General features: G+C 66.1%; 23 protein-coding genes. 12 read left to right on the top strand and 11 right to left on the bottom strand.

Features of this window, described 5'->3' with window-relative positions; translation table 11 throughout:
• The first annotated feature begins 107 nt into the window (after positions 1-107).
• Complete coding sequence (locus VF992_04545; GenBank protein ID HEX9340423.1) at positions 108-659, top strand: hypothetical protein; 552 nt, start codon at positions 108-110, stop codon at positions 657-659.
• A 60-nt stretch (positions 660-719) separates the two neighbouring features.
• On the opposite strand, the gene VF992_04540 is transcribed toward VF992_04545, so the two are convergent.
• The 3 genes from VF992_04540 to VF992_04530 all read right to left on the bottom strand — a co-directional run bounded on the left by VF992_04540 (position 720) and on the right by VF992_04530 (position 3377).
• On the bottom strand, positions 720-1271 hold the full coding sequence (locus VF992_04540; GenBank protein HEX9340422.1) for a hypothetical protein: 552 nt from the start codon (positions 1269-1271) through the stop codon (positions 720-722).
• A gap of 131 nt (positions 1272-1402) precedes the next feature.
• The gene (locus tag VF992_04535) at positions 1403-2848 is read right to left on the bottom strand and encodes a DHH family phosphoesterase (GenBank protein HEX9340421.1); all 1446 of its coding nucleotides are present in this window, start codon (positions 2846-2848) and stop codon (positions 1403-1405) included.
• A gap of 217 nt (positions 2849-3065) precedes the next feature.
• Entirely contained in the window at positions 3066-3377 is a 312-nt protein-coding gene (locus VF992_04530) for a hypothetical protein (protein ID HEX9340420.1), read from the bottom strand.
• A 163-nt stretch (positions 3378-3540) separates the two neighbouring features.
• On the opposite strand from VF992_04530, the gene VF992_04525 reads away from it, so the two are divergent.
• Entirely contained in the window at positions 3541-3942 is a 402-nt protein-coding gene (locus VF992_04525) for an NUDIX domain-containing protein (GenBank protein HEX9340419.1), read from the top strand.
• Positions 3943-3962: 20 nt separating this feature from the next.
• Entirely contained in the window at positions 3963-4394 is a 432-nt protein-coding gene (locus tag VF992_04520) for a CoA-binding protein (protein HEX9340418.1), read from the top strand.
• On the opposite strand, the gene VF992_04515 is transcribed toward VF992_04520, so the two are convergent.
• The gene (locus VF992_04515) at positions 4368-4991 is read right to left on the bottom strand and encodes a hypothetical protein (protein ID HEX9340417.1); all 624 of its coding nucleotides are present in this window, start codon (positions 4989-4991) and stop codon (positions 4368-4370) included. The genes VF992_04520 and VF992_04515 overlap by 27 nt on opposite strands.
• 71 nt (positions 4992-5062) lie before the next feature.
• The gene (locus VF992_04510) at positions 5063-5563 is read right to left on the bottom strand and encodes a regulator (GenBank protein ID HEX9340416.1); all 501 of its coding nucleotides are present in this window, start codon (positions 5561-5563) and stop codon (positions 5063-5065) included.
• A 132-nt stretch (positions 5564-5695) separates the two neighbouring features.
• Between VF992_04510 and VF992_04505 the strand changes: the two genes are divergently transcribed.
• The 4 genes from VF992_04505 to VF992_04490 are packed head-to-tail and all read left to right on the top strand — an operon-like array spanning position 5696 to position 11954.
• Positions 5696-7042: a TrpB-like pyridoxal phosphate-dependent enzyme gene (locus VF992_04505; GenBank protein HEX9340415.1), complete on the top strand. Its 1347-nt coding sequence runs from the start codon at positions 5696-5698 to the stop codon at positions 7040-7042.
• A 41-nt stretch (positions 7043-7083) separates the two neighbouring features.
• On the top strand, positions 7084-9015 hold the full coding sequence (locus tag VF992_04500) for a hydantoinase/oxoprolinase family protein (protein HEX9340414.1): 1932 nt from the start codon (positions 7084-7086) through the stop codon (positions 9013-9015).
• Complete coding sequence (locus VF992_04495; protein ID HEX9340413.1) at positions 9012-10580, top strand: hydantoinase B/oxoprolinase family protein; 1569 nt, start codon at positions 9012-9014, stop codon at positions 10578-10580. Before VF992_04500 ends, VF992_04495 begins: the two co-directional genes overlap by 4 nt.
• Before the next feature lie 54 nt (positions 10581-10634).
• A complete protein-coding gene (locus VF992_04490; GenBank protein HEX9340412.1) occupies positions 10635-11954 on the top strand; it encodes a tripartite tricarboxylate transporter permease in 1320 nt (439 codons plus the stop codon).
• A gap of 129 nt (positions 11955-12083) precedes the next feature.
• Here the strand turns inward: VF992_04490 and VF992_04485 are convergent, their stop codons facing one another.
• The 6 genes from VF992_04485 to VF992_04460 form a co-directional block, all read right to left on the bottom strand.
• Complete coding sequence (locus VF992_04485) at positions 12084-12629, bottom strand: nicotinamide-nucleotide adenylyltransferase (GenBank protein HEX9340411.1); 546 nt, start codon at positions 12627-12629, stop codon at positions 12084-12086.
• On the bottom strand, positions 12626-12793 hold the full coding sequence (locus tag VF992_04480) for a hypothetical protein (GenBank protein HEX9340410.1): 168 nt from the start codon (positions 12791-12793) through the stop codon (positions 12626-12628). Before VF992_04480 ends, VF992_04485 begins: the two co-directional genes overlap by 4 nt.
• A gap of 18 nt (positions 12794-12811) precedes the next feature.
• Positions 12812-14797 carry an ATP-dependent protease LonB gene (gene lonB / locus VF992_04475; GenBank protein ID HEX9340409.1) on the bottom strand — a complete coding sequence of 662 codons (1986 nt, stop codon included), beginning with the start codon at positions 14795-14797 and terminating at the stop codon, positions 12812-12814.
• 133 nt (positions 14798-14930) lie between these two features.
• Positions 14931-15464: a Rab family GTPase gene (locus VF992_04470; GenBank protein HEX9340408.1), complete on the bottom strand. Its 534-nt coding sequence runs from the start codon at positions 15462-15464 to the stop codon at positions 14931-14933.
• Between the two features lie 113 nt (positions 15465-15577).
• On the bottom strand, positions 15578-16132 hold the full coding sequence (locus VF992_04465; protein HEX9340407.1) for a Rab family GTPase: 555 nt from the start codon (positions 16130-16132) through the stop codon (positions 15578-15580).
• Positions 16133-16197: 65 nt separating this feature from the next.
• Positions 16198-16761 (bottom strand): Rab family GTPase, encoded by a 564-nt coding sequence (locus VF992_04460; GenBank protein HEX9340406.1) that lies wholly within the window; start codon positions 16759-16761, stop codon positions 16198-16200.
• 177 nt (positions 16762-16938) lie between these two features.
• Between VF992_04460 and VF992_04455 the strand changes: the two genes are divergently transcribed.
• The 5 genes from VF992_04455 (at position 16939) to VF992_04435 (ending at position 20293) form a co-directional block, all read left to right on the top strand.
• Complete coding sequence (locus VF992_04455) at positions 16939-17106, top strand: hypothetical protein (protein ID HEX9340405.1); 168 nt, start codon at positions 16939-16941, stop codon at positions 17104-17106.
• Positions 17107-17353: 247 nt separating this feature from the next.
• Positions 17354-18358 (top strand): 50S ribosomal protein L3, encoded by a 1005-nt coding sequence (locus VF992_04450; protein ID HEX9340404.1) that lies wholly within the window; start codon positions 17354-17356, stop codon positions 18356-18358.
• Between the two features lie 5 nt (positions 18359-18363).
• Positions 18364-19302 carry a 50S ribosomal protein L4 gene (rpl4p, locus tag VF992_04445; protein HEX9340403.1) on the top strand — a complete coding sequence of 313 codons (939 nt, stop codon included), beginning with the start codon at positions 18364-18366 and terminating at the stop codon, positions 19300-19302.
• Complete coding sequence (gene rplW, locus VF992_04440) at positions 19299-19580, top strand: 50S ribosomal protein L23 (GenBank protein HEX9340402.1); 282 nt, start codon at positions 19299-19301, stop codon at positions 19578-19580. The genes rpl4p and rplW overlap by 4 nt, the downstream gene beginning before the upstream one ends.
• Positions 19580-20293, top strand: a complete 714-nt coding sequence (locus tag VF992_04435) for a 50S ribosomal protein L2 (GenBank protein HEX9340401.1) — start codon at positions 19580-19582, stop codon at positions 20291-20293. The genes rplW and VF992_04435 overlap by 1 nt, the downstream gene beginning before the upstream one ends.

Here is a 20293-nt window from a genome sequence, read left to right as displayed (position 1 = left end):
CGTCACGAGTCATCGGCTCCCCGTTCCGAGAAGAGCGGCGCTCGAAGTGGCGCAGCTTATAAAAGGTTTGCGACAGCGATGAATCCGTGCTGAGTGTTACCGCTCTGTTGTCTGATATCCCTTGGATCGCGGCGATTGGCGCTGGCGCAGCTCCCGTCATCGAAATCCTCTTCCTCGCGTTTCGGACGCCTCACGCTCGACAGGACCCCGGCACCGATGAGCTGATTCTCGAGTACGGGCGGGGCCTGAAGGTGTTCGCGATCTTCGCGGTCTCGTTCTTCTCCTTCTTGGGCGCACTCTACGTGTGGACGTTCCTTACCGCACCAGACCGCGGCGAGCTTTCTCCGTTTCTCATCATCCTCGTCATCGCCCCTCTCCTGCTCCTCAGCACGGTCTTGGGCCTGGAGATGTTTCGGACTCTTTGTCGGCTTTCCCGGACTCAAATCATACGACATTCGCCATGGTCCGGCGACCTCTCTCTCGATTGGTGGGAAATAAGCTCGATCGAGTACGATACGTTCGCCCGATGGTGGGTGATTCGGAGCCCACGTGGGAAGATCCGCCTCCATGACTACCTTAGCGGACGGGATGACTTCCTCCGCCTCGCCCATCAGCAGATTCCTCCGGATCGATGGGGGAGAGCCGCGAAGCGGTCGTGAAGGGGGGCTCGGTCAGACCGTCGCGGCAAGAAGGCGGAGGCCATTTCTGCCTGGGCTCGCTCACCGGTATCCGACGACACGCGTCAGGAACTCCACGAGGTCCGTCGATTGAATCACGGAACCGCAGTACTGGCAATGCGTCAATGAGCGGAGGTCCGTGTCCCCGCTGATTTGGATCGGACTGTGGCATGCCGGACATGCGTAGGTCGTTGTCAATCCGCCTCGGCGAACTTGGTCGATGAGGCTGTTTACGTCAACTTGTACTTGGGTCACGACGTTCCGCTTCGCATGCCGTCGCGCTTCGCCCGCTTCCTTCCACATGCCGAAGCCCTCGAAGATCTTCGCGGCATCCTCGAACCGCTCCGCCTGGAGAAGGTTACGCGCATGCGCCAACTGCAGGTTTGCCCGGTGCTGATCCGCCATCTGCTGAGCCCTCGCTGCGAACGCCGGTCCGATGATGACGCCCTGGATTGTCCAAGATTGACCCCAGGGCACCGGGGCGAACCCGCGAGTCACCATGCCCATCGCCCACTGATCGAAGCAAGGCGTCGAGCATACCCGCTGCGGGAGGCGGTCCGTGGTGGGACTCGCCTGTGCCCACCCGAAGGTCATGAAACATTTTTCGCATCCGCGCTTCCCGCAATTCGCGCAATGAGCTTCCTTGAGCAGCAGTCTGGAGAAGCCGCACGATGGACAGACCGCCGTCCCGCCCGCCTCTTCGGCGAGGATGGCCCGAGCCACACCTAAAGGTTCCGGCGGCCTTCCCGCGGTGGACCGGGCCGGAGTTGTTCCTGTACCATCCGGTTCGCGATCTCCAGGAATTTCTCCTCGGTGCCGGCTGGGATCGTCGCCCCCGCGGCAGCGTGGTGGCCGCCGCCGTGCCCGCCGACGGCGCGGCTCGCCGTCTGCATGACCGCGGCGAGGTCGAGGCCGCGGGACACGAGGTCGCGCGTCGTCCGGGCGCTCACCTTGATCCCGTCGTCCGCTTTCGCGAACGCGATAATCGGTAGGTCTTTCGCGGCTCCCTCCCGGTTGAGGGCGAGGCTCGCAGCGATTCCGACGACCGTGTCGCGGATTCGATCTGCGGCGTGGAAGTACTGGATCGCGTCGAGCTGATTGATGCCCGCCTCCTCGATCGCCTCCATCGACTCCACGAGGTATTCGCGATGGCCCCGGAGGAGGCGGAGGGCCTGCGCGAGCGCTTCCTCCCGGTCCCCTCGGCACACTCGATAGCCGACGTCGGCTTCGTCGTAGCGGCCGCACGCGTTCATTAGCGTGCCGAACTCCTTCGCGTCCCGCGTCGGGCTGCCCGCCGGCTCGCGTACGAGCGTGTACGTTTCCCCGACGAGCCGCTCGACCTCCTGGATCCCGCAGCCGCGCTCGAGCATGTGCGCCACGAGGGCGGACACGGCCCGCTGCTTCTCGCCCGAGTCCAGGTCGGACCAGCTCCGCCAGTGGTCGTCCACCTTCAGGTCGATCCCGAGCTCGAGGAGGAACGCGATGCACGCCTCCTCGTTGCCGCTGAGCCGCGGGATCCACGGGTCCGTGGCGAACTGCAACATCTTGTATGCGGGGCGGGTCTCGCGCCCGAAGAGACGGAGGTCGAGCTGCGCCGCCACGACGCCGGCGGCGATGCCATCCTCGAGGATCGTACGGTTGTATCCGGCGAGGCGGCGGAACTCTTGGTCCTGGACGTCCCCGACCGCGCCGACGATCGCGATCGCGGCGAGGTCCGAGTTCTTCGGATCCAAGGCCTTCGCGACGGCGTACGCGCAGCCGGCGCCGCTCGCAACGTCCGAGCCTTCGCCCTCCAGGTGGGGGTTCAACATCAGGACGCGATCTTGCGACTCTGCGAAGCGGACCAGATCGCCGCGCAGAGCGCGCGGCACTTCACGGGCGGTCGGCACATGGTGGTCGGTGACCACGGCATCGAGGCCCTGCAAGGCGTGTAGCATCCCCGCACCGAGGTCGACGAACCAGGCGAGCGGCGTGCCCTTCCGCTTGATGTCTGCAATGACGCTCTCGTCGAGCGACTTGACGAACGCCACGTCGTGTGGGATGCCCGCGCGATCGAGGGCCTCCGAGGCAATCGCCCCGCCCGTAATCCCGTCCGTGTCGATGTGTGTGACGATCCGGACCGACGGGGCGGCGCGCAGCCGCTCCGCGATCTCCCGGGCGATGGCCTCCATGGCCTGTCCAGCGAGCGATGATGAGATGAATGTTTGGGAGGGGGCCGCGAACCATCGTGCTCACGCATCTCTGCGGTTTCGTGTAAAATCACGAAATTCCGCTTTGTAGTTTGACCGCCTGATTGATTTCGATAGTCATTCACCAAAAATCTGATTGCTTGGCAAGGGGCGTATCGGTACGGTACCACTCCGTTCGATTTCGTGTAAATACACGAAATCATCCGACGCTCGCGGGAGTCGCCTCATGGTCGATCCTCATCGCGGAAAGAAAAGCCTCAATCTCGGCCAGCAGGCTCGGCCTCACGAAGAGCACGGACTGGCCGAGGTATCGAACGCCCTCTCTCTCCACAAAGCCGGGATAGCGGTAGACCTTTCCATTCGAGCTGGCCACATCGCCGTACACGAAACGATGGACGCGGGCCGTCGTCGGGCGATCCGCGCTATCTACATCCCACGTGACGATGAAGCCCGACTCCCGCGATCTCCGCTTGCCCTTGCGCACCCGCCCCATCGCAGTCTTTCTCGGCATCGCGGCGCCTTTTCGTGTAAATACACGAAAAACGTAGGGCCGGATGAATGCGCGGCGAGGAGGGGTGGGCGAAAGTGCATTTCGCTGCGGGTCCCTCGGATCCAGCGACTCGCGCAACGTGGAGTCGAGAACGACATATCCGCGGGATGGTAATGGGGTCCCCGTGATTCACGTCACGTCCACCGGGTTGATCGTCCGCGGGGGCCGCGTGCTGCTCGGCAAGCGGACGAGCAAGACCCGCTTCGCTGGGATGTGGGATGCGTTCGGCGGCCATCTCGTCCCGTGCGAGGAGCCTGCGATGGCCCTGGTCCGCGAATTGCAGGAGGAGCTCGGCATCCGCGCGATTGGTCCTCGGTTCGTCGAGATATACGAAGACGTCGACCCGACATCGAAGGATCTCTTCCGGCACTACCTCTTCCTCGTGACACGCTGGGAGGGAGAACCGCGGATCGCGAACGAGGAGCATTCTGAGATCCGGTGGTTCCGCCCGGACGAGGTGGACGGAATCGAGCTCGCGTCGAGCCTGAAGGGGGTAATCCACAAGCTTCTCCCCGCGAAGACTTAAGCGCGACCCGTGGTTTGGTCGTGGCGGGATTAGACGTGGACGATTCCGAGATTCGACGGATCCTTACGACGATTCGGACGATCGCCGTCGTCGGGTGCTCGAAGGATCCCGCGAAAGACGCGCACCGTGTGCCGAAGTACATGCAGATGGCCGGCTACCGGATCATCCCGGTGAACCCGACCGCGGACGTGATCCTCGGAGAAAAGGCGTATCCCTCCTTGGACGCGGTGCCAATCCCGTACGACGCGGTCGACGTCTTCCGGCCTTCGGCCGACGTCCCGCCGATCGTCGAGCAGGCGGTCCGTGGACCCGCGAAGGTCATTTGGATGCAACTCGGGATCCGCCACGAGGAAGCTGCCAGGAAGGCGCAGGCCGCCGGGAAGACGGTCGTCCAGGACCGTTGCATGATGCGCGACCACGCGCGGTTATTCGGCGGGCACATCCTCGAATGACGATGCGGCGAAGACGACCGCGACGCTCGCGCTCCCGGCGCGGCGCGCGGACGCCGCAAGTGCCTCGATCTCGCCGAGGACCGTCACCGCGGACGGCGGCGCATCGAACTTTGCGGTCGAGGCGGCGTCGTAGAGGGCCTTCAACCGCGCGTCCGGGACCAAGCCGACGCGGATCGGCCCGGCGACCCCTCGCTCGAGCTTCACGGTCGGGCTGATCCCCGCGAACGCCTGGACCGCGACGTCGATCCAATCCGACCCTTTCACCGGGAAGAGTTCCTGGAACACCGGATCCGACGCGATCGTCTCGACGGAGGCGACCGACCGCAAACCGTCCTCGCCCTGCCAGACATGCCCAAGGCGGGCCGAGGCGGACACGACCGAGTGATCGAGCCACGCGAGGTCGTGGACTCGCTGGATCGACGCGCGCCGCGTCCACAAGACCTTCGCGAGCAGGTAGTACGCTTCGCGAAGCGCCTTCGCCTCGGGTGCCTTCGTGCCGCCGGCCCGCTGCGCCTTGTCCAATGCGGCGGCGATCGTGGGCTGCGACGCAAGGAGCGTCTGGAAGTCCACGACGCGCAAGAGGCCGTGCCATCCCATGGGGACCCGCCACGGGTCTCGGCGAGAAAAGGGTGTCGGCTCGGCATTCGGCGGGAGGCCCATGGCCCGGCTCAATGCAAGACGACCGACTTGACGCCGTCGACCTGCTTGATTTGCGGGAGCAACCGTTCCGGCACGGGCGACTCGGTCACGATGAAACCGTGCGGATCGTCGACGATCTCCGGGTCGTCCATGATCACCTGCCGGATCGAGATCCCGGCCTGCGCGATGATCGCCGCCACCCCCGCGAGGATGCCGGGCTTCGAGGCGTTCGTCGGCACGATTTCGATCGCCCCCCAATTCATCAGCGGCGCGATCTCCCGGAGGTGGCACACGGGCCGGAGCTTGTCGAAGAACGCCTTCAGCTCGGCGTTCCGGTCGATCGTCTCGACGGTCGCGGTGACGACGCGGCGGTCCACCCCGGCGGCGCGCGCCATGGCGGTGTCCGAGAGCTTGATGTCGCCCGCGAACACGCTCCCCTCGTGCACTCGCAGGCCGTAGACGACCATGAGCTGCGCGACCTTCTCCTGCGCCGGGAATCCTTTGAAGTAGGGACGGAACCGCGCCCACATGCGACTGGCCAATGTACGGAATAGCGCCATGAGGGTTAATGTTTTCGTTACTCAGCGTAATAAAATAGACTCTAAAGGACAGAATCGTTATATAGTGTGCAAATAATCCGGTCTGCGGGCAACGGTGGTCCCATGCAAGCCTTGAGACCGGAATCGGCGGGCGCGAGCGACGTGAGGATCCTCCTCGACACGGAGGACCTGCCGAACGCCTGGTACAACATCCTCCCGGACCTCCCGGCGCCCTTCCCGCCGTACCTCCACCCCGGGACGAAGGAGCCCGTGCCGCCCCAGGCGTTCGAGCCCCTGTTCCCGAAGGAGCTGATCCGGCAGGAGATGAGCCCCAACCGCGCCGAGCCGATCCCGGAGGAGCTGCGTGAGGCGTACTTCCGGCTCGGCCGGCCGACCCCGCTCTACCGCGCGACGCGCCTCGAGGCCTTCCTCAAGACGCCCGCGCGGATCTATTACAAGCGGGAGGACCTCTCACCCGTCGGCTCGCACAAGCCGAACACCGCGTTCGCGCAGGCGTACTTCGCGAGCCGCGAGGGCGTCGAGGCGTACGCCACGGAGACCGGCGCGGGCCAGTGGGGGTCCGCGCTCGCCCTCGCGGCGAACTATTTCGGCATGAAGGCGAAGGTCTTCATGGTCCGCGTCTCGTACGACCAGAAGCCCTATCGGAAGTACGTGATGCAACTCTTCGGGGCCGAGGTCATCCCGAGCCCGAGCGAGCGCACGAGCGTCGGCAAGAAGATCCTCGCCGCGGACCCGGACCACCCCGGTTCCCTCGGCATCGCGATCTCGGAGGCGATCGAGGCCGCGGTCACCGGGACGAACACGAAGTACTCCCTGGGCAGCGTCCTGAATCACGTCCTCATGCATCAGACGATCATCGGCCAAGAGGTGATGCGGCAGTTCGAGCTCGCGGACGTCACCCCGGACTACATGGTCGGCAGCGTCGGAGGCGGCTCGAACTTCGCGGGCTTCGCGTACCCGATGATCGGCGAACGACTCCACGGCCGTTCCGAGACGCGCTTCGTCGCGGTCGAGCCGGAATCCGTGCCCTCGATGACCCTCGGCAAGTACGAGTACGACTTCGGCGACACGGGCGAGATGACGCCCCTCGTCAAGATGCACACGCTCGGCCACACGTTCGTGCCGCCACGCATCCACGCCGGCGGCCTGCGGTACCACGGGACCGCCGCGACGCTCAGCGTGCTCCTCGATGCGGGGATCGTCAAGCCGCGCGCCGTGGACCAGCTGAGCACGTTCCAGGCGGGGCAGATCTTCGCGAAGACGGAAGGGCTGATCCCGGCACCGGAGACGTGCCACGCGATCCGCGGGGCGATCGACCTCGCCCTGGAGGCGAAGGCGCGCAACGAGGAGACGGTGATCGCATTCAACTACAGCGGCCACGGGCTGCTGGACCTCGAGGGATACCGGCAGTTCATGGAGGGCACTCTCAAGAACAACGGGAACCCGTAGTCGGCGACAAAGGACTTGAGTCGTCCGTCCATTCCGCCGGCGTGGACGTCGGCGTCGATGTCGGCGGAACCTTCACGGACTTCGTCGGTTTCCGCGGCCGCTCCGTCGTCGCCGCAAAGCTGCCGAGCACCCGCGATCCGTCGGAAGCGGTCCTCGCGGGCATACGAGGACTCGGTGCGGCCGACATCGCCCACGGCAGCACGGTGGCTACGAACGCGATCTTGGAGCGAAAAGGAGCTCGCACCGCCTTCGTGACCACCGCAGGGTTCGAGGATCTTCTCCTGATCGGACGCCAGAACCGGCCCTCGCTGTACGACCTCCGGGTCATCCGGCCGAGCCCGCCGGTCCCGAGGGAGCGGTGCTTCGGCCTCCCGGAGCGGGTCGACGCGCGCGGCCGTGTCCTTCGGTCCCCGACGGCGAAGGACGTCGACGAAATCGCACGGAAGGTCCGCGCGAGCGGTGCGGAGTCCGTCGCGGTGTCGCTCCTCTTCTCGTTCCTCCGCCCCGCGCATGAGCGGCAGCTCGCGAAGGCGCTCGCTGGCGTCTCCGTGTCGCTGAGCCACGAGGTCCTCGCGGAGTTCCGCGAGTTCGAGCGCTCTTCCACGACGGCCCTCGACGCGTACGTGAAGCCGCTCGTACGTCGCTACCTGGAGGGACTCGAGCGCGCGGTCGGCGGTGCGTTCTCCGTGATGAAGTCTTCGGGGGGAGTCGTCTCCAACCGGGCTGTGTTGCGCCGGCCCGTCGACATCGTGTTGAGCGGTCCTGCGGGAGGAGTGGCCGCCGCGGTGGCCGTTGCGAAGGCTGCGGGCCGTGGAAATCTTATCACGTTCGACATGGGCGGAACGAGTGCAGACTTCTCGGCGATTCTCAACGGCGCAGCGTCCTGGACAACGGAGGCGGTGATCGACACATTCCCGATCGCCCTCCCCGTGGTGGACATCGAGTCGGTCGGAGCGGGGGGAGGCAGCATCGCGTGGATCGATGAGGGTCGCGCGCTGCGCGTTGGCCCTCGGAGCGCGGGCGCGGAACCCGGTCCCGTCGCCTACGGGAAAGGCGGGGTGTCGCCGACCGTCACCGATGCGGACCTCGTCGCGGGGGCCTTGGGCGAAACCCTGCTCGGAGGCCGCCTCCCGCTCCACCGCGCACTCGCCTCGAAAGGGATCGCGCGCCTCGCGGAGGATCTCCGCCTCTCTGCGGATGAAGCCGTCCTCGGCGTCCAACGGGTCGTGCGCGCGAACATGGCGAAGGCCATGCGCCTCGTCCTGGCCCGTCGAGGGCTCGACCCGCATGCCTTCGCCCTCCTCGCCTTCGGGGGAGCCGGACCGATGCATGCGTGTGCCCTCGCGAAGGAACTGCGGATCCCTCGCGTCCTCGTCCCCTTCCTCCCCGGCGCGTTCTCCGCGTACGGGATCCTCATCTCGCCCTATCAGCTGGAATATAGCCAGACCGCCGTCCATCCCTTGGAGAACGCGGAACGGATCCTGGCCAAGACCGTTCGGCGCTTCGAATCCCGCGCCCGGGACTCCTTGCGGCAGCAAGGGCTCGGCCCCCGCAAGGCCCTCCTCCTCGGCAGCGTCGACCTGCGGTACCGGGGCCAGAGCTACGAGATCAACGTGCCACTCCGAGGCGATCTGGCGAGGGCCTTCCGCCGCGAGCATCGGCGCCTCTACGGATACGCCTCGCGGGAGGAGCGGATCGAACTCGTCACGGTCCGGCTCGCGGTGCAGCTCCCGCGCCGTGTGACGATCCCACGGCCCCCGGCCAAACGCGCCGGCCGCATGGCTCATCGTCGGGTGCTCTTCGACGACGGATGGGCGGACGCTCCTGTCTTCGAGCGGGAATCCCTCGCGGTGGGCTTCGAGGCGGAAGGCCCGTCCATCGTGGCGGAGGACCACGCAACCACCGTGGTGCCTCCCGACGCCCGCTTCCGCATCGATCCTCGTGGCCTGATCGACATCGAGGTGACATCGTGAATCCGGCCGAGCTCGAGGTCTTCCAGACAGCCCTGTCGTTCATCCCGGAGGAGATGGGCGTCGCCCTCCGGAGGACCGCCTACTCGCCGAACATCAAGGAGCGGATGGATGCGAGCTGCGCCCTCTTCGATGCAGAGGGACGCATGGTGTCCCAGGCCGAGCACATCCCGGTCCATCTCGGCTCGATGCCCCTCGCGGTCGAGGCCGTCCTGCGGGACTTCCCAGGGACGCTGCGCGAAGGGGACCAAATCGTCCTGAACGATCCGTACCGCGGCGGCACCCATCTGCCCGACGTGACTCTCATCCGGCCGGTATTCCTTCGAGATGCGGTGATCGGGTTCTCGGTGAACCGCGCCCATCATGCGGACATCGGTGGCACGACGCCGGGCTCGATGCCCGCGGACGCGACGCGCCTCGAGGACGAAGGCGTCGTGTTCGAACCGCAGAAAGTCCTGGACCGAGGTCGGGAGCGCAAGGCCGTCATCGACCGCTTTCGGCGGGAGACGTTGAATCCCGCGGAGCGGCTGGGAGATCTCCGCGCCCAAGTCGCGGCGAACGAACTCGGCGCGCGGCGTCTCCTCGAACTCGCGGGGCGGATCGGCATCACGCGCTTGCGGGGCGCGATCGACGAACTGCTCGACTACGCGGAACGTCGGGTGCGCGCCGCGATTGCGCCGCTCCCTCGAGGCACGTGGGCTTCCGAGGACTTCCTCGAGGGCGTCTCCCGCGAGCAACCGAAGCTCATCCGGATCCGGGCCGAGGTCACGATTGGTGGATCCGGGATCTCGGTGGACTTCGTCGGGACAGATCGCCAAGTCCGGGGGAATCTCAATGCGCCGTTCGCCGTGACGCTGAGCGCGACGTACTACGTCGTGCGATGTCTCACCGACCCCGAGGCGCCCCGAAATGCGGGGGCGTACCGACCCGTGCGGGTGCTCGCGGAGGAAGGGAGCCTCGTGCGCCCGCGTCCGCCCGCGGCGGTGGCGGCGGGCAACGTCGAGACGTCGCAGCGGATCGTCGACGTCCTGTTCCGCGGGCTGGCGGAGCCGCTCGCGGACCGCGTGCCCGCGCAGAGCCAAGGGACGATGAACAACCTGACGATTGGCGCGGCCGGGCCCCGGCCGTTCTCGTATTATGAGACGATCGCGGGCGGGGAAGGGGCCCTCCCGTTCCGGGACGGCATGTCGGGCGTCCACACCCACATGACGAACACCCGCAACACGCCGGTCGAGGCGCTCGAGCTCGCGTACCCGCTTCGGGTCGAGGAATACCGTCTCATCCCGGCGAGCGGGGGCGGAGGCCTCCATGCGGGCGGCGATGGCGTGCGCCGGTCCGTGCGGTTCCTCGCCTCGGCGGGCACCGCGTCGATTCTCTCGGAGCGGCGGGTCCTCGCGCCGCGCGGCCTGCAAGGCGGCCGCGACGGCCGGTCCGGACGGAACGTGCTCGTGCGCGAGGGAAGGCGGCGTCCCTTGCCCTCGAAGGCCACGGTCCCTCTGTCCAAGGGCGACCTGCTGATCGTCGAGACGCCCGGCGGCGGGGGCTGGGGCGCGACCCGCTCCGCCTGAGTGTAGCCTACCTGCACCGCGGACCTTCACCCTCCCGACAGGCGCTCCCGTCGCGTGAGCCTCCCGGCGTTCTTCCTCGGCTTCCTCTTCGTCGCGTTGCTCGGCGTCCTGACTGGCGTGCTCACCGGCCTTTCGCCGGGGTTGCACGTGAACAACGTCGCCGCGTTCGTCCTGGCGACGGGGCCGGCGTGGGCGTCGTTCCTCGCTTCCGTCCTGCCGGAGGCCGGACCGAGCGACGTCGGGATCTTCCTCTCGGTCTACCTCCTCGCGACCGCGGCCACGCACGCGGTCTTCGACTTCATCCCGAGCGTGTTCCTCGGCGCACCCGCCGAAGGTTCGGCGCTCGCGACGTTGCCGGGCCACCGGCTCCTCTTGGTCGGACAAGGGGCGAAGGCGGTCGCCCTCGCCGCACGCGGGGTCGTACTGGGGACCGCGTTCGCCGTGCTCGCGCTCATCCCGTTGCGCACGGTCCTGGCCGACCCGATTGGGCTCGCGGACCGCTTCCGACCGTGGTCTGCGGCGTTCCTCGCCTTCGTCCTCGCGGCGTTGCTCCTCTCTGAATTCCGGGGACGGAAGACGCATCGGGTTCGGCGGGCGGCCTGGGTCCAGGCGCTCGCAGGCGTACTCGGCGTGGCGGCGTTGCGAGGCCCGACTCCGCTCGAGGCCGGCGTCATCCTGTTCCCGCTGTTTTCCGGGCTCTTCGGCGTCCCGAGCCTGATCGTCGGCATGAGGGCCCGGCCGGGCACGATTCCGTTCCAGCGCCTCGAGCCGCTCCGTCCGATCAACCGCGAGGACGTGCGGTCCGCGATCCGAGGGACCCTCGCCGGCGCGAGCGTGTCCTGGCTCCCCGGCCTCAGCGGCGGCGCGGCGGCGACGATCGCCTCGCTTCGCGTCCGCAAGTCGACGGGTCCATCCCAGTTCATGGTCGTGCTCGGGGCCGTGTCCAGCTCGACCGCACTCCTCAGCGTCGCGGTCCTGTACATGATCCATCGCTCCCGGAGCGGCGCCGCGGTCGCGGTGGATCGTCTCCTCCCCGAATACGGCGCATGGCCGGAGCCGTTCCGGATCCCGGCGTCTCTCCTCGTCCTCATCGGAGGGACCGTCCTCGCGACCGCCGTGGCCGCGCCCCTCGCCGTCCGTACGGCGCGATGGGTCGCCGTGCGTTCGTCGACGGCGAATCCACGCCGGCTTTGCGGGGCCTCCCTCGCCGCGATTGTCATCCTGCTCGCGATTGTCTCCGGTCCCGTCGGCCTCGCCGTCGCCGCAATCGCCGCCATCGTCGGGCTCGTGCCCATCGCCCTCCGGGTCCGGCGGGTGCACTTGATGGCTTCGTTACTCGTCCCGGTCCTCGTCGGTTATCTCAAGGCCACTTGAGAAAAAGCTAAAGAAGGCGGGAACGGCTCGGACCGATCGCCAGGCAGAAATCCGCGGGACGGGGCGCTCGTTCTGGAGGGATGCTTGCCGGCACCCGTCCTCGGAAGGCTCGCGGACGGGTCTGCTTTCTCAGCCGTCGTGGTTCTCGCGGGTGCCGTACGGCGTCGAGTACTTGTGCGTCTCCCGGATTCGTTCGACGCCATCGATCTCGTCGATGTACTGCGCGACGACGGCGGGGACGAGCGATTGCCAGTCGCCGCCTTTGAGCATCGCCTCGCGCACCTTCGTGCCGGAAAGCCGCTCCCGGTCCACGAGCGGGGGCGAGAGGACCTTGAGCCCGTGCTCCCGGAACAGCCGCACGACGAGATCCGAATTCGAAAAGACGACATCGAAGCGGGGCACAAGGGAGAGGACGTGGCTCACCCAGACGCTGTGCACGTGCGTGTCCGGGATCGGCACGATGTGGTAGACGTGGATGCCCTCCGCATCGAGGGCGCGCTTGATCATCTCGTACCGTTCTCCGGCGGTGAACGGATTCTCGCCGGTGTGGCTGTACTGGGCCGAACCGATCCCGAGGATCAGCTCGTCATGGGACTCCAGGATCCGCTTGACCGTCGCGAGATGGCCCCGGTGGAACGGCTGGAACCGCCCGATGAAGAAGGCCCGGCCGCTCACCCTTCATCCTCTCCGAGGAAGTGGTCGATGTACGGACACTCGAGCGTGAGGAACTTGCGGCAGTGCACGCACCGGCCGTCCTCTTGCCCCGCAGCGAGGGACGGGTTGGGCTCGTAGCACGGCATCGGCTCGGAGAACTCGAATGGCTCGGGCGCTTCGTCCATTGGGTCCCTCCGGGCGACTCAGTGGGGGACCGCCGCAGGACCCGGTTTGTCCGGGGTCATCTTGGGGACGAGGGCCGCGAGCTTGCTGATCAGCCCAGACTTCTTCGGGCCGACGAGGGCTTCTTCGAGCACCTCGCTCAGCGTGTCGACGGGGACGATTTCGATTTTTCCCTGGTACTTGTCCTCCAGCAGGACGTCTTTGAGGTTCGCCCGCGGGATGACGACCTTCTTGATTCCGAGTTCCGCGGCCGCCTCGATTTTCGCGGTGACGCCGCCGACGGGCAAGACCTGCCCGCGGACGCTGAGGGAGCCCGTCATCGCGACGGTCTGGTTGACGGGGACTTCTTCGAGGGCGCTGATGACCGCGGTGGCGACGGAGATCGAGGCGCTGTCTCCTTCCGTGCCCTCCCGGGAGCCAACGAACTGCACATGGATATCGTGATTCGAGATGTCCTCCCCCGTGTACTTCTTGATGAGGGCGGAGACGTTCTCGACGGCCTCCTTCGCGATCTCCCCGAGGCGGCCGGTCGCGATGATCCGCCCGCCCTGCTTCGCTTGTGCCGGCGTGACTTCCGCGGCGATCGGCAGGACGATCCCGCTGAACTCCGCGATTGAGTTGTCGCCGACGAGCACCGCGAGGCCGTTGACCATGCCGACGATCGCGCCTTCCGTGATGAAGGTCTGGTACTCCTTGCCCCGCTCGATCATTCGGTCCGCGACCTGCTGCTCGAGGGAGCGGGCGATCCGCTTCGCATTGAGGACATGCTGCGCGGTCACGAGGGGCGTGGCCTCTTCCTGGGCGATGTCGCCCGCGACGCGGATCAGGCCACCGAGTTCCCGCAACCGGAGGGTGAGCTGCCCGCGACGGCCCGCACGTCGCTGCGCCTCCCGCAGGATCTCGAGGACGGCCGTCCGGTCGAAATGCGGAATCTTGCGGTCCTTCGAGACCTCTTGGGCGACGAATCGGACGAGTTTGAGCCGGTTGTCTTCCGTGTCCGGCATTGTGCTCTTCATGTAGATCTCGTACCCGTATCCGCGGATCCGCGAGCGCAGCGCCGGATGCATGCCCTGCACGGCGTCGAGGTTCCCGGCGGCGATGAGGATGAAGTCGCACGGCACGGCTTCCGTCTTCACCATCGCGCCGGAGGACCGTTCGCTCTGACCGACGATGGAGAATTTCTTCTCCTGCATGGCCGTCAGCAGGGATTGCTGGCTTTCCATGCGGAGCACGTTAATCTCGTCGACGAACAGGACGCCCTTGTGGGCCTTGTGGATCGCGCCCGATTCGACCCGCTCGTGGGCGGGCGTCTCGAGGCCCCCGCTTTGGAACGGGTCATGCTTCACGTCGCCGAGGAGCGCGCCGGCGTGGCTTCCCGTGGCGTCGATGAACGGCGGGGACTCGTCCGGGGTGTGGCTGACGAGCAGCTTCGGCACCATCAGGTTCTCTTGGCGGTGGCCGGTGTAGCGGCTCGCGATGTAGATGATCGCCGCGACAAGGATGCCGAACAGGATGATCTGAGGCGCCTGGTCCGTGAAACCGGGCGTCGGGTCTGTCCATCGGTATGACATGATCACGCTCAGGCCGATGATGAAGAACACGATCGTCATGACCATCGAGGCTTTCTGCTCCCGTCGCTGCATCGCCTCCGCCTTCTGGGCGTTGACGATCTCGCGGCCCTTGCTGGCGGGCACGACGCGGATCTTCGGCTCGTTCGGGTCTTCGGGGTTGTGATAGACGATGATGTCCTGGAGTTCGTCCCGCGGGAGCAGTTCGGTCATCGACCGGGCGAGCATCGACTTGCCCGTGCCGGGGTCGCCGATGAGCATGACGTGCCGCTTCTGCTCTGCGGCCTTCCGGATGACCTCGACGGCCCGCTCCTGCCCGATGACCTGGTCCACGAGACGTTCCGGGATCTTGACCTCGGCCGTGCTGCGGAAATCCACCTTGCTAATCCAGGAATCCACCGGGAGCAGCTCTTCCGGTTCTCCCGCGGTCTCCACCATGTATTGACCGGCCCCGCGCGTTGGTCATCTTTGAATACACGAGCCTTCTACTTAAACACTTTGACCTTGAAGACAGGAATGAAACCGCAGAAGTGTTCCGCCGACTCCAGACAAATCGCGAACCGGACCGGGCTCACGCGCTCGGGCCCGCAATCATCTGCGCGAGTTTTGCGAACGCCCGCTCGACGTTCTCGCCCGTCTTCGCCGACGTGAACATCCAAGGAGCGCCGTGGGCTTCGGCGGCCCGTTTGACATCGGACTCCTTGACCGCCATCTTGTCCCGGAGATCCGCTTTGTTCCCGAGATACTCGATCGGAATTTTTCCCGTCACCTTGACGACGGCCGCGACCCAGTCGTCGAGGTCGTCCAGCGTTTCTCTGCGCGTGACGTCGCACACCGCGAGGACGCCTTGGGCGCCGTGGAAGTACGCTTCCTTGAGCAATTCGCGGAAGCCCTTCTCCCCCATGATGTCCCAAATCGTCATGTCGACGTCCGTGCCCCCGTTCGGGCCCTCGACCTGGATTTCTTTCTTCGAGACCTTCGCGCCCAATGTCGAGATGTATCGGTCGTCGAACTGGTCTTGAATGAATCGGCGGATGAGGCACGTCTTGCCGACCGCGCCTTCCCCGACGAGACAGATCTTGACCTTCATCCTCTGGCGGTCCATGGAACTCCCCAGACGGGTTGCGACGCGCGCACGAGGCTCAGATTATAAAGGAATTGCCCAACAGTTATCTGATGAGATAACACGCGCGGCCCAACATGCCGTGCGCCGCAGACTCACGCGTCGCCAGTGTGCGCGATCGCGTCCGCCAAGACCTTGAACGCCTCGTTGACGCCCTTGCCGGTCTTCGCCGATGTGACGAAGTGCTTCGCGTTGTGGATCGTGCCCATCCGCGCGAGTTCCTCCTCGCTCACGACGAGTCGCTCCTTCAGATCGAACTTGTTTCCGAGGAAGACGATCGGCACCTCGCCGACCTGCTTGCGGATCATCTGCACCCAGTTGTTCAGATCGTAGAACGTATCCTTGCGGGTCATGTCGCACACCGCGATCACGCCGTGGGATCCTTCGAAGTAGGCGTCGCGGAGGAGCGCTCGGAATCCCTTCTCTCCCATGATGTCCCACACCAGCATGTCGAGGCTGGCACTCGCGCCTTTCCACATCACGTCGAACGTCTTCTTGGTGACCTTCGTGCCGACGGTCGCGATGTACCGGTCATCGAACGCATCCTGCACGTAGCGCTTGATGAGAGACGTCTTGCCGACGGCGACGTCGCCGACCAGACACACCTTCACCTTCACGTGCTTCTGGCCGAGCAACACCGGCATCGCCATCAGCGCGGCCCAACCCAGCGCTGAGTTATGTACCGTGAGGACGCGAGTATCGCCCCTGATAATTTTTATTCTTCAGGGACAACTTTGCGTGCGTAGCGCTCTTTCGCGACGCGTTCGGCGAGAGACTGAAACGCGGTCTCAACGTTGACGCCCGTCTTCGCGGACGTGAAATGGAATGGGCTATCGTACGCGCGGGCCGCCTGGACCATCTCGTCTTCCGAGATTTGCGCCTGGTCCTTCAGGTCGACCTTGTTTCCCAAGAATTCGATCGGGATCTTTCCCGTGACGCTGTAGACGCCCTCGATCCAGTCGTCGAGGTCGTCGAGCGTCTTCCGGCGCGTGACGTCGCATACCGCGAGGATCCCGCGAGCGCCGTAGAAGTATGCTTCCTTGAGCAGTTCCCGGAAGCCTTTCTGGCCCATGATGTCCCATATCGTCATGTCAATCTTCAGTTCGCCCGAGCTGTCGGGAACCGCGGACGTGAGTTCCTTCTTCGAGACCTTCGTGCCGAGCGTCTGGATGTACTTGTCATCGAAGTTGTCCAAGACGAACCGGCGGATGAGCGACGTCTTCCCAACGGCCGCCTCGCCCACGAGGCACACCTTCACTTTCATCCGCTTTACTTCCATGAAAGACCGCCGCGCAACGATGCATAGCCGGGGAGACCCGCTTAAAAGTTATGGGAATGTTATCACCCCCGATACGGCCGCGCATGCGGCTGCCACCGGCCGAATGACAGGCGCCGCGGTTTGAGAATGGGAAAGGATATTGTATCCGCGGAGCGCTGGGGTGCCGAAGGCGCGGCCATGTGCGACGAATACTACGACGCCCGCATGCGGGCGTTCTGGCGGGCGCTCGAAGAGGAGAAGGCGGAGGAAGAGCTCGAGGCGACCAAGGACGATCCGATCGTCAAGCCGATCGCCATCGAGACGTTGGAACCGCAGAAGGCGAAGCCCAAGGCGTTCCTCCACTGAATCCCGCCGGCGACCGAGCGGCCAACGGTTTCCTCCAGAGAACTTTCGTCGTTCTCCAAAGAATTAAATAGACCCCCTCCATAGGGAGCGCTCAGCGCGCCGACCACACGCTCCCGGGCAATCCCTCGCGGATCCCGGCAATGCGGCCCCGATTGTTCTGGGTCCGCAGGCAGCGTCACGGTGGCGCGACCACGGCTCGCGTCTCGCAGCACGCGACGAGAGGTTCCCCTCCCCGGAGGGTGGCGCAGTGCCCAAGGAGCATCGACCCCGACACGGATCGATGGGCTTTTCGCCCCGCAAGCGCAGCGAGAGCCCGATTCCACACTTCTCGAGCTGGCCCGAGGTCGATGGCGGGGCCCCGAAGGTCCAAGGCTTCGCGGGATACAAGGCCGGCATGACCCACGCGATTGTGATCGACTATCGACCGACCTCGACCACGTCCGGACAAGAGGTGCAGGTCCCCGTCACGGTCGTCGAGGTGCCGCCGATGCGAGTCGCGGGTGTTCGCTTCTACCGTCGGGCCGCGGAGGGCCTGAAGACGGTCGCCGAAGTCTGGAGCCCGCGGCTCGACAAGGAGCTGCGGCGCGTTTTCCCGATCCCGAAGGAGTACGACGCGGACGAGGCATGGAAGAAGGCGAGTCCGGCCGATGTCGACGACGTCCGACTCATCACGTTCACGCAGCCCTCGCTCGTCTCCGGCGTCCCGAAGAAGAAGCCGGATCTCATGGAGAATCGCGTCGCCGGCGGCTCCGTCGAGGACCGCGTCAAGTACGCGAAGGGCCTCCTGGGGAAAGAAATCCCCGTGACCGAGTTTTGCCGCGAGGGCTCGATGGTCGACGTCGCGGCAATCACGAAAGGCAAGGGTTGGCAAGGCCATCACACGCGTTGGGGCACGCGCCTCCTCAGCCATAAGAACTCGAAGCACCGGCGGAACATCGGGACGCTCGGGAACTTCAACCCCGGGTACGTTCGGCCGACCGTGCCGCAAGGCGGCCAGTTCGGGTATCACCAGCGCACGGAGTACAACAAGCGGATCCTGAAGATCGGCGAGAAAGGGGACGACATCACGCCGAACGGGGGCTTCCTCCACTACGGTCTGATCCGGAATCCGTACGTGCTGCTCCACGGCTCAATCCCGGGCCCGACGAAGCGGTTAATCCGTTTCCGGGACGCGGCCCGCGGCGGATACGTGAAGCTCGAGAAGTCGCCGGAACTCACGTACGTCTCGCGGGAAGCGAAGCAGGGGGTGTGATCGGTTTGGCGGATCCCGAGGACGCGAAGAAGACGGCCAAGGAATCCGCCGAGGAGGAGCCGGCGCCGAAGCGGCGCGCTCGTCCGACGAAACCGGCGAAGGCCGCCAAGGCGGAGAAAGAGGCGAAGCCGAAGGCGAAAAAGGCGGAGACGCCCGCGCTGTCGGAGGGCCACGTCCATGTGTACTCCCTCGACGGCGATGCGGTGAAGAGCGTCGAGCTGCCCGCGGTCTTCCGATCGGAAGTCCGCACGGATCTGATCCGGCGTGCCGTGACGTCGTCCCAAGCGAACCGCCGCCAACCGTACGCGCCGTCCGCGTCGGCGGGCATGCGGCACTCCGTACGGTGGTCCGGGAAAGGCCACGGCGTCTCGCGCGTCCCGCGGATTCGGGGGACGATGATCGGGGCGCAAGCTCCTGGGACGGTCGGTGGGCGACGGGCGCACCCGCCGCGGATCCAGGCGATCTGGACGAAGAAGATCAACGACCATGAGAGGCGGCTCGCCCGCAACGCGGCCCTCGCCGCCCTGAAGGATTCGTATCTCGTGTCGTCGAGGGGCCACCGGTTCAAGGAGGAATTGACCCTCCCCGTGATCGTCGAAGATGGCATCGAAGCCGTCGACACGGACGGCGGCGCGACCCGTGAAGGGCTCCGCATCTTGAGTCGCCTCGGCGTCGTCGACGATGTCGACCGGGCGAAGGAAGGCCGCCACATCCGCGCCGGTCGCGGGAAGATGCGCGGGCGCCGGTACCGCCAACCGCGGAGCCTGCTCATCGTCGTGAAGGAGGCGAAGAAGGTGCGTCGCCTCTTCGGCAACCTCCCCGGCGTCGAGGTCGTGAGCCCGGCCGCGCTGAATGCGGAGCTGCTCGCGCCCGGCGGCGATCCCGGGCGGCTCACGGTCTTCAGCGAGGGCGCGCTCGAGGTCCTGCGGAGCTGGAGCCCATGAAGCCTCACGAGATCCTCTTGCATCCGTACGTCACGGAAAAGTCACTCAACATGCTGCAAGGCACCGCCGCGCAGAATCTGAAAGACGGGAACCGCCTCGAATTCCTCGTGCGGAGGGAGGCGACGCGGGCCGAGGTCAAGAAGGCGTTCGAGGACCTCTTCCAAGTGAAAGTCGCGAAAGTCAACACGTACGTCCGGAAGGACGGCAAGCATGCGATCATCAAGCTCAAGCCCGAGTTCTCGGCGGAAGAGATCGGCATGCGGATCGGGGTGTTCTAGTGGGCAAGAACCTCCGCTCCCAGCGCCGGGGCCGCGGGACCTCGCCGACGTACCGATCGCCGAGCCACCGCCACCCGGGACCGGTCGCGCATCCCCGGCTCCAGGGCGACGGCGTCGTCACGGATATCTTCCAGGCGCCGGGGCACACGGCGCCCCTCGCCCGCGTCCGCTTCGGCGGACAGGAGGTCCTCATGATCGCGTGCGACGGGCTGTCCGTGGGGCAGCGGGTCACCCACGGCGCCCCGAACATCGACCGCGGGAGTACGCTGCCCCTGAAGGACATCCCGGAGGGAACTCTCGTGTACAACATCGAGGCGATGCCCGGCGACGGCGGTCGGTTCGTCCGCGCCGCCGGTACCCAGGCGGTCGTGGTGAGCCACGGTGAGCGGACCGTGGTGCAGCTCCCGTCGGGACAGTTTCACTCGTTCCACCGGGAGTGCCGCGCGACGATCGGCGCGGTCGCGGGCGCGGGCCGCGGCGACAAGCCCTTCACGAAGGCGGGGAAGAAGTGGTTCTCGTACCGTTCCTTCAGCAAGGCGATGTTCAACGTGCGCGGGGTCGCGATGAACCCGGTGGACCATCCCCACGGCGGCGGTTCCCACCAGCACGTCGGAAAGCCGTCGACGGTGGGCTATGATGCTCCTCCCGGTCGCAAGGTGGGCCGGATGTCGCCGCAGCCGAAGCGGCTGAAAGCGAAACGACGGAGGACCTGA

The organism is Thermoplasmata archaeon, from assembly GCA_036395115.1.
Lineage (GTDB): Archaea > Thermoplasmatota > Thermoplasmata > RBG-16-68-12 > RBG-16-68-12 > RBG-16-68-12.
Note: the sequence above shows the minus strand (reverse complement) of the source record. Positions and strands in the feature narration are given on the sequence as shown.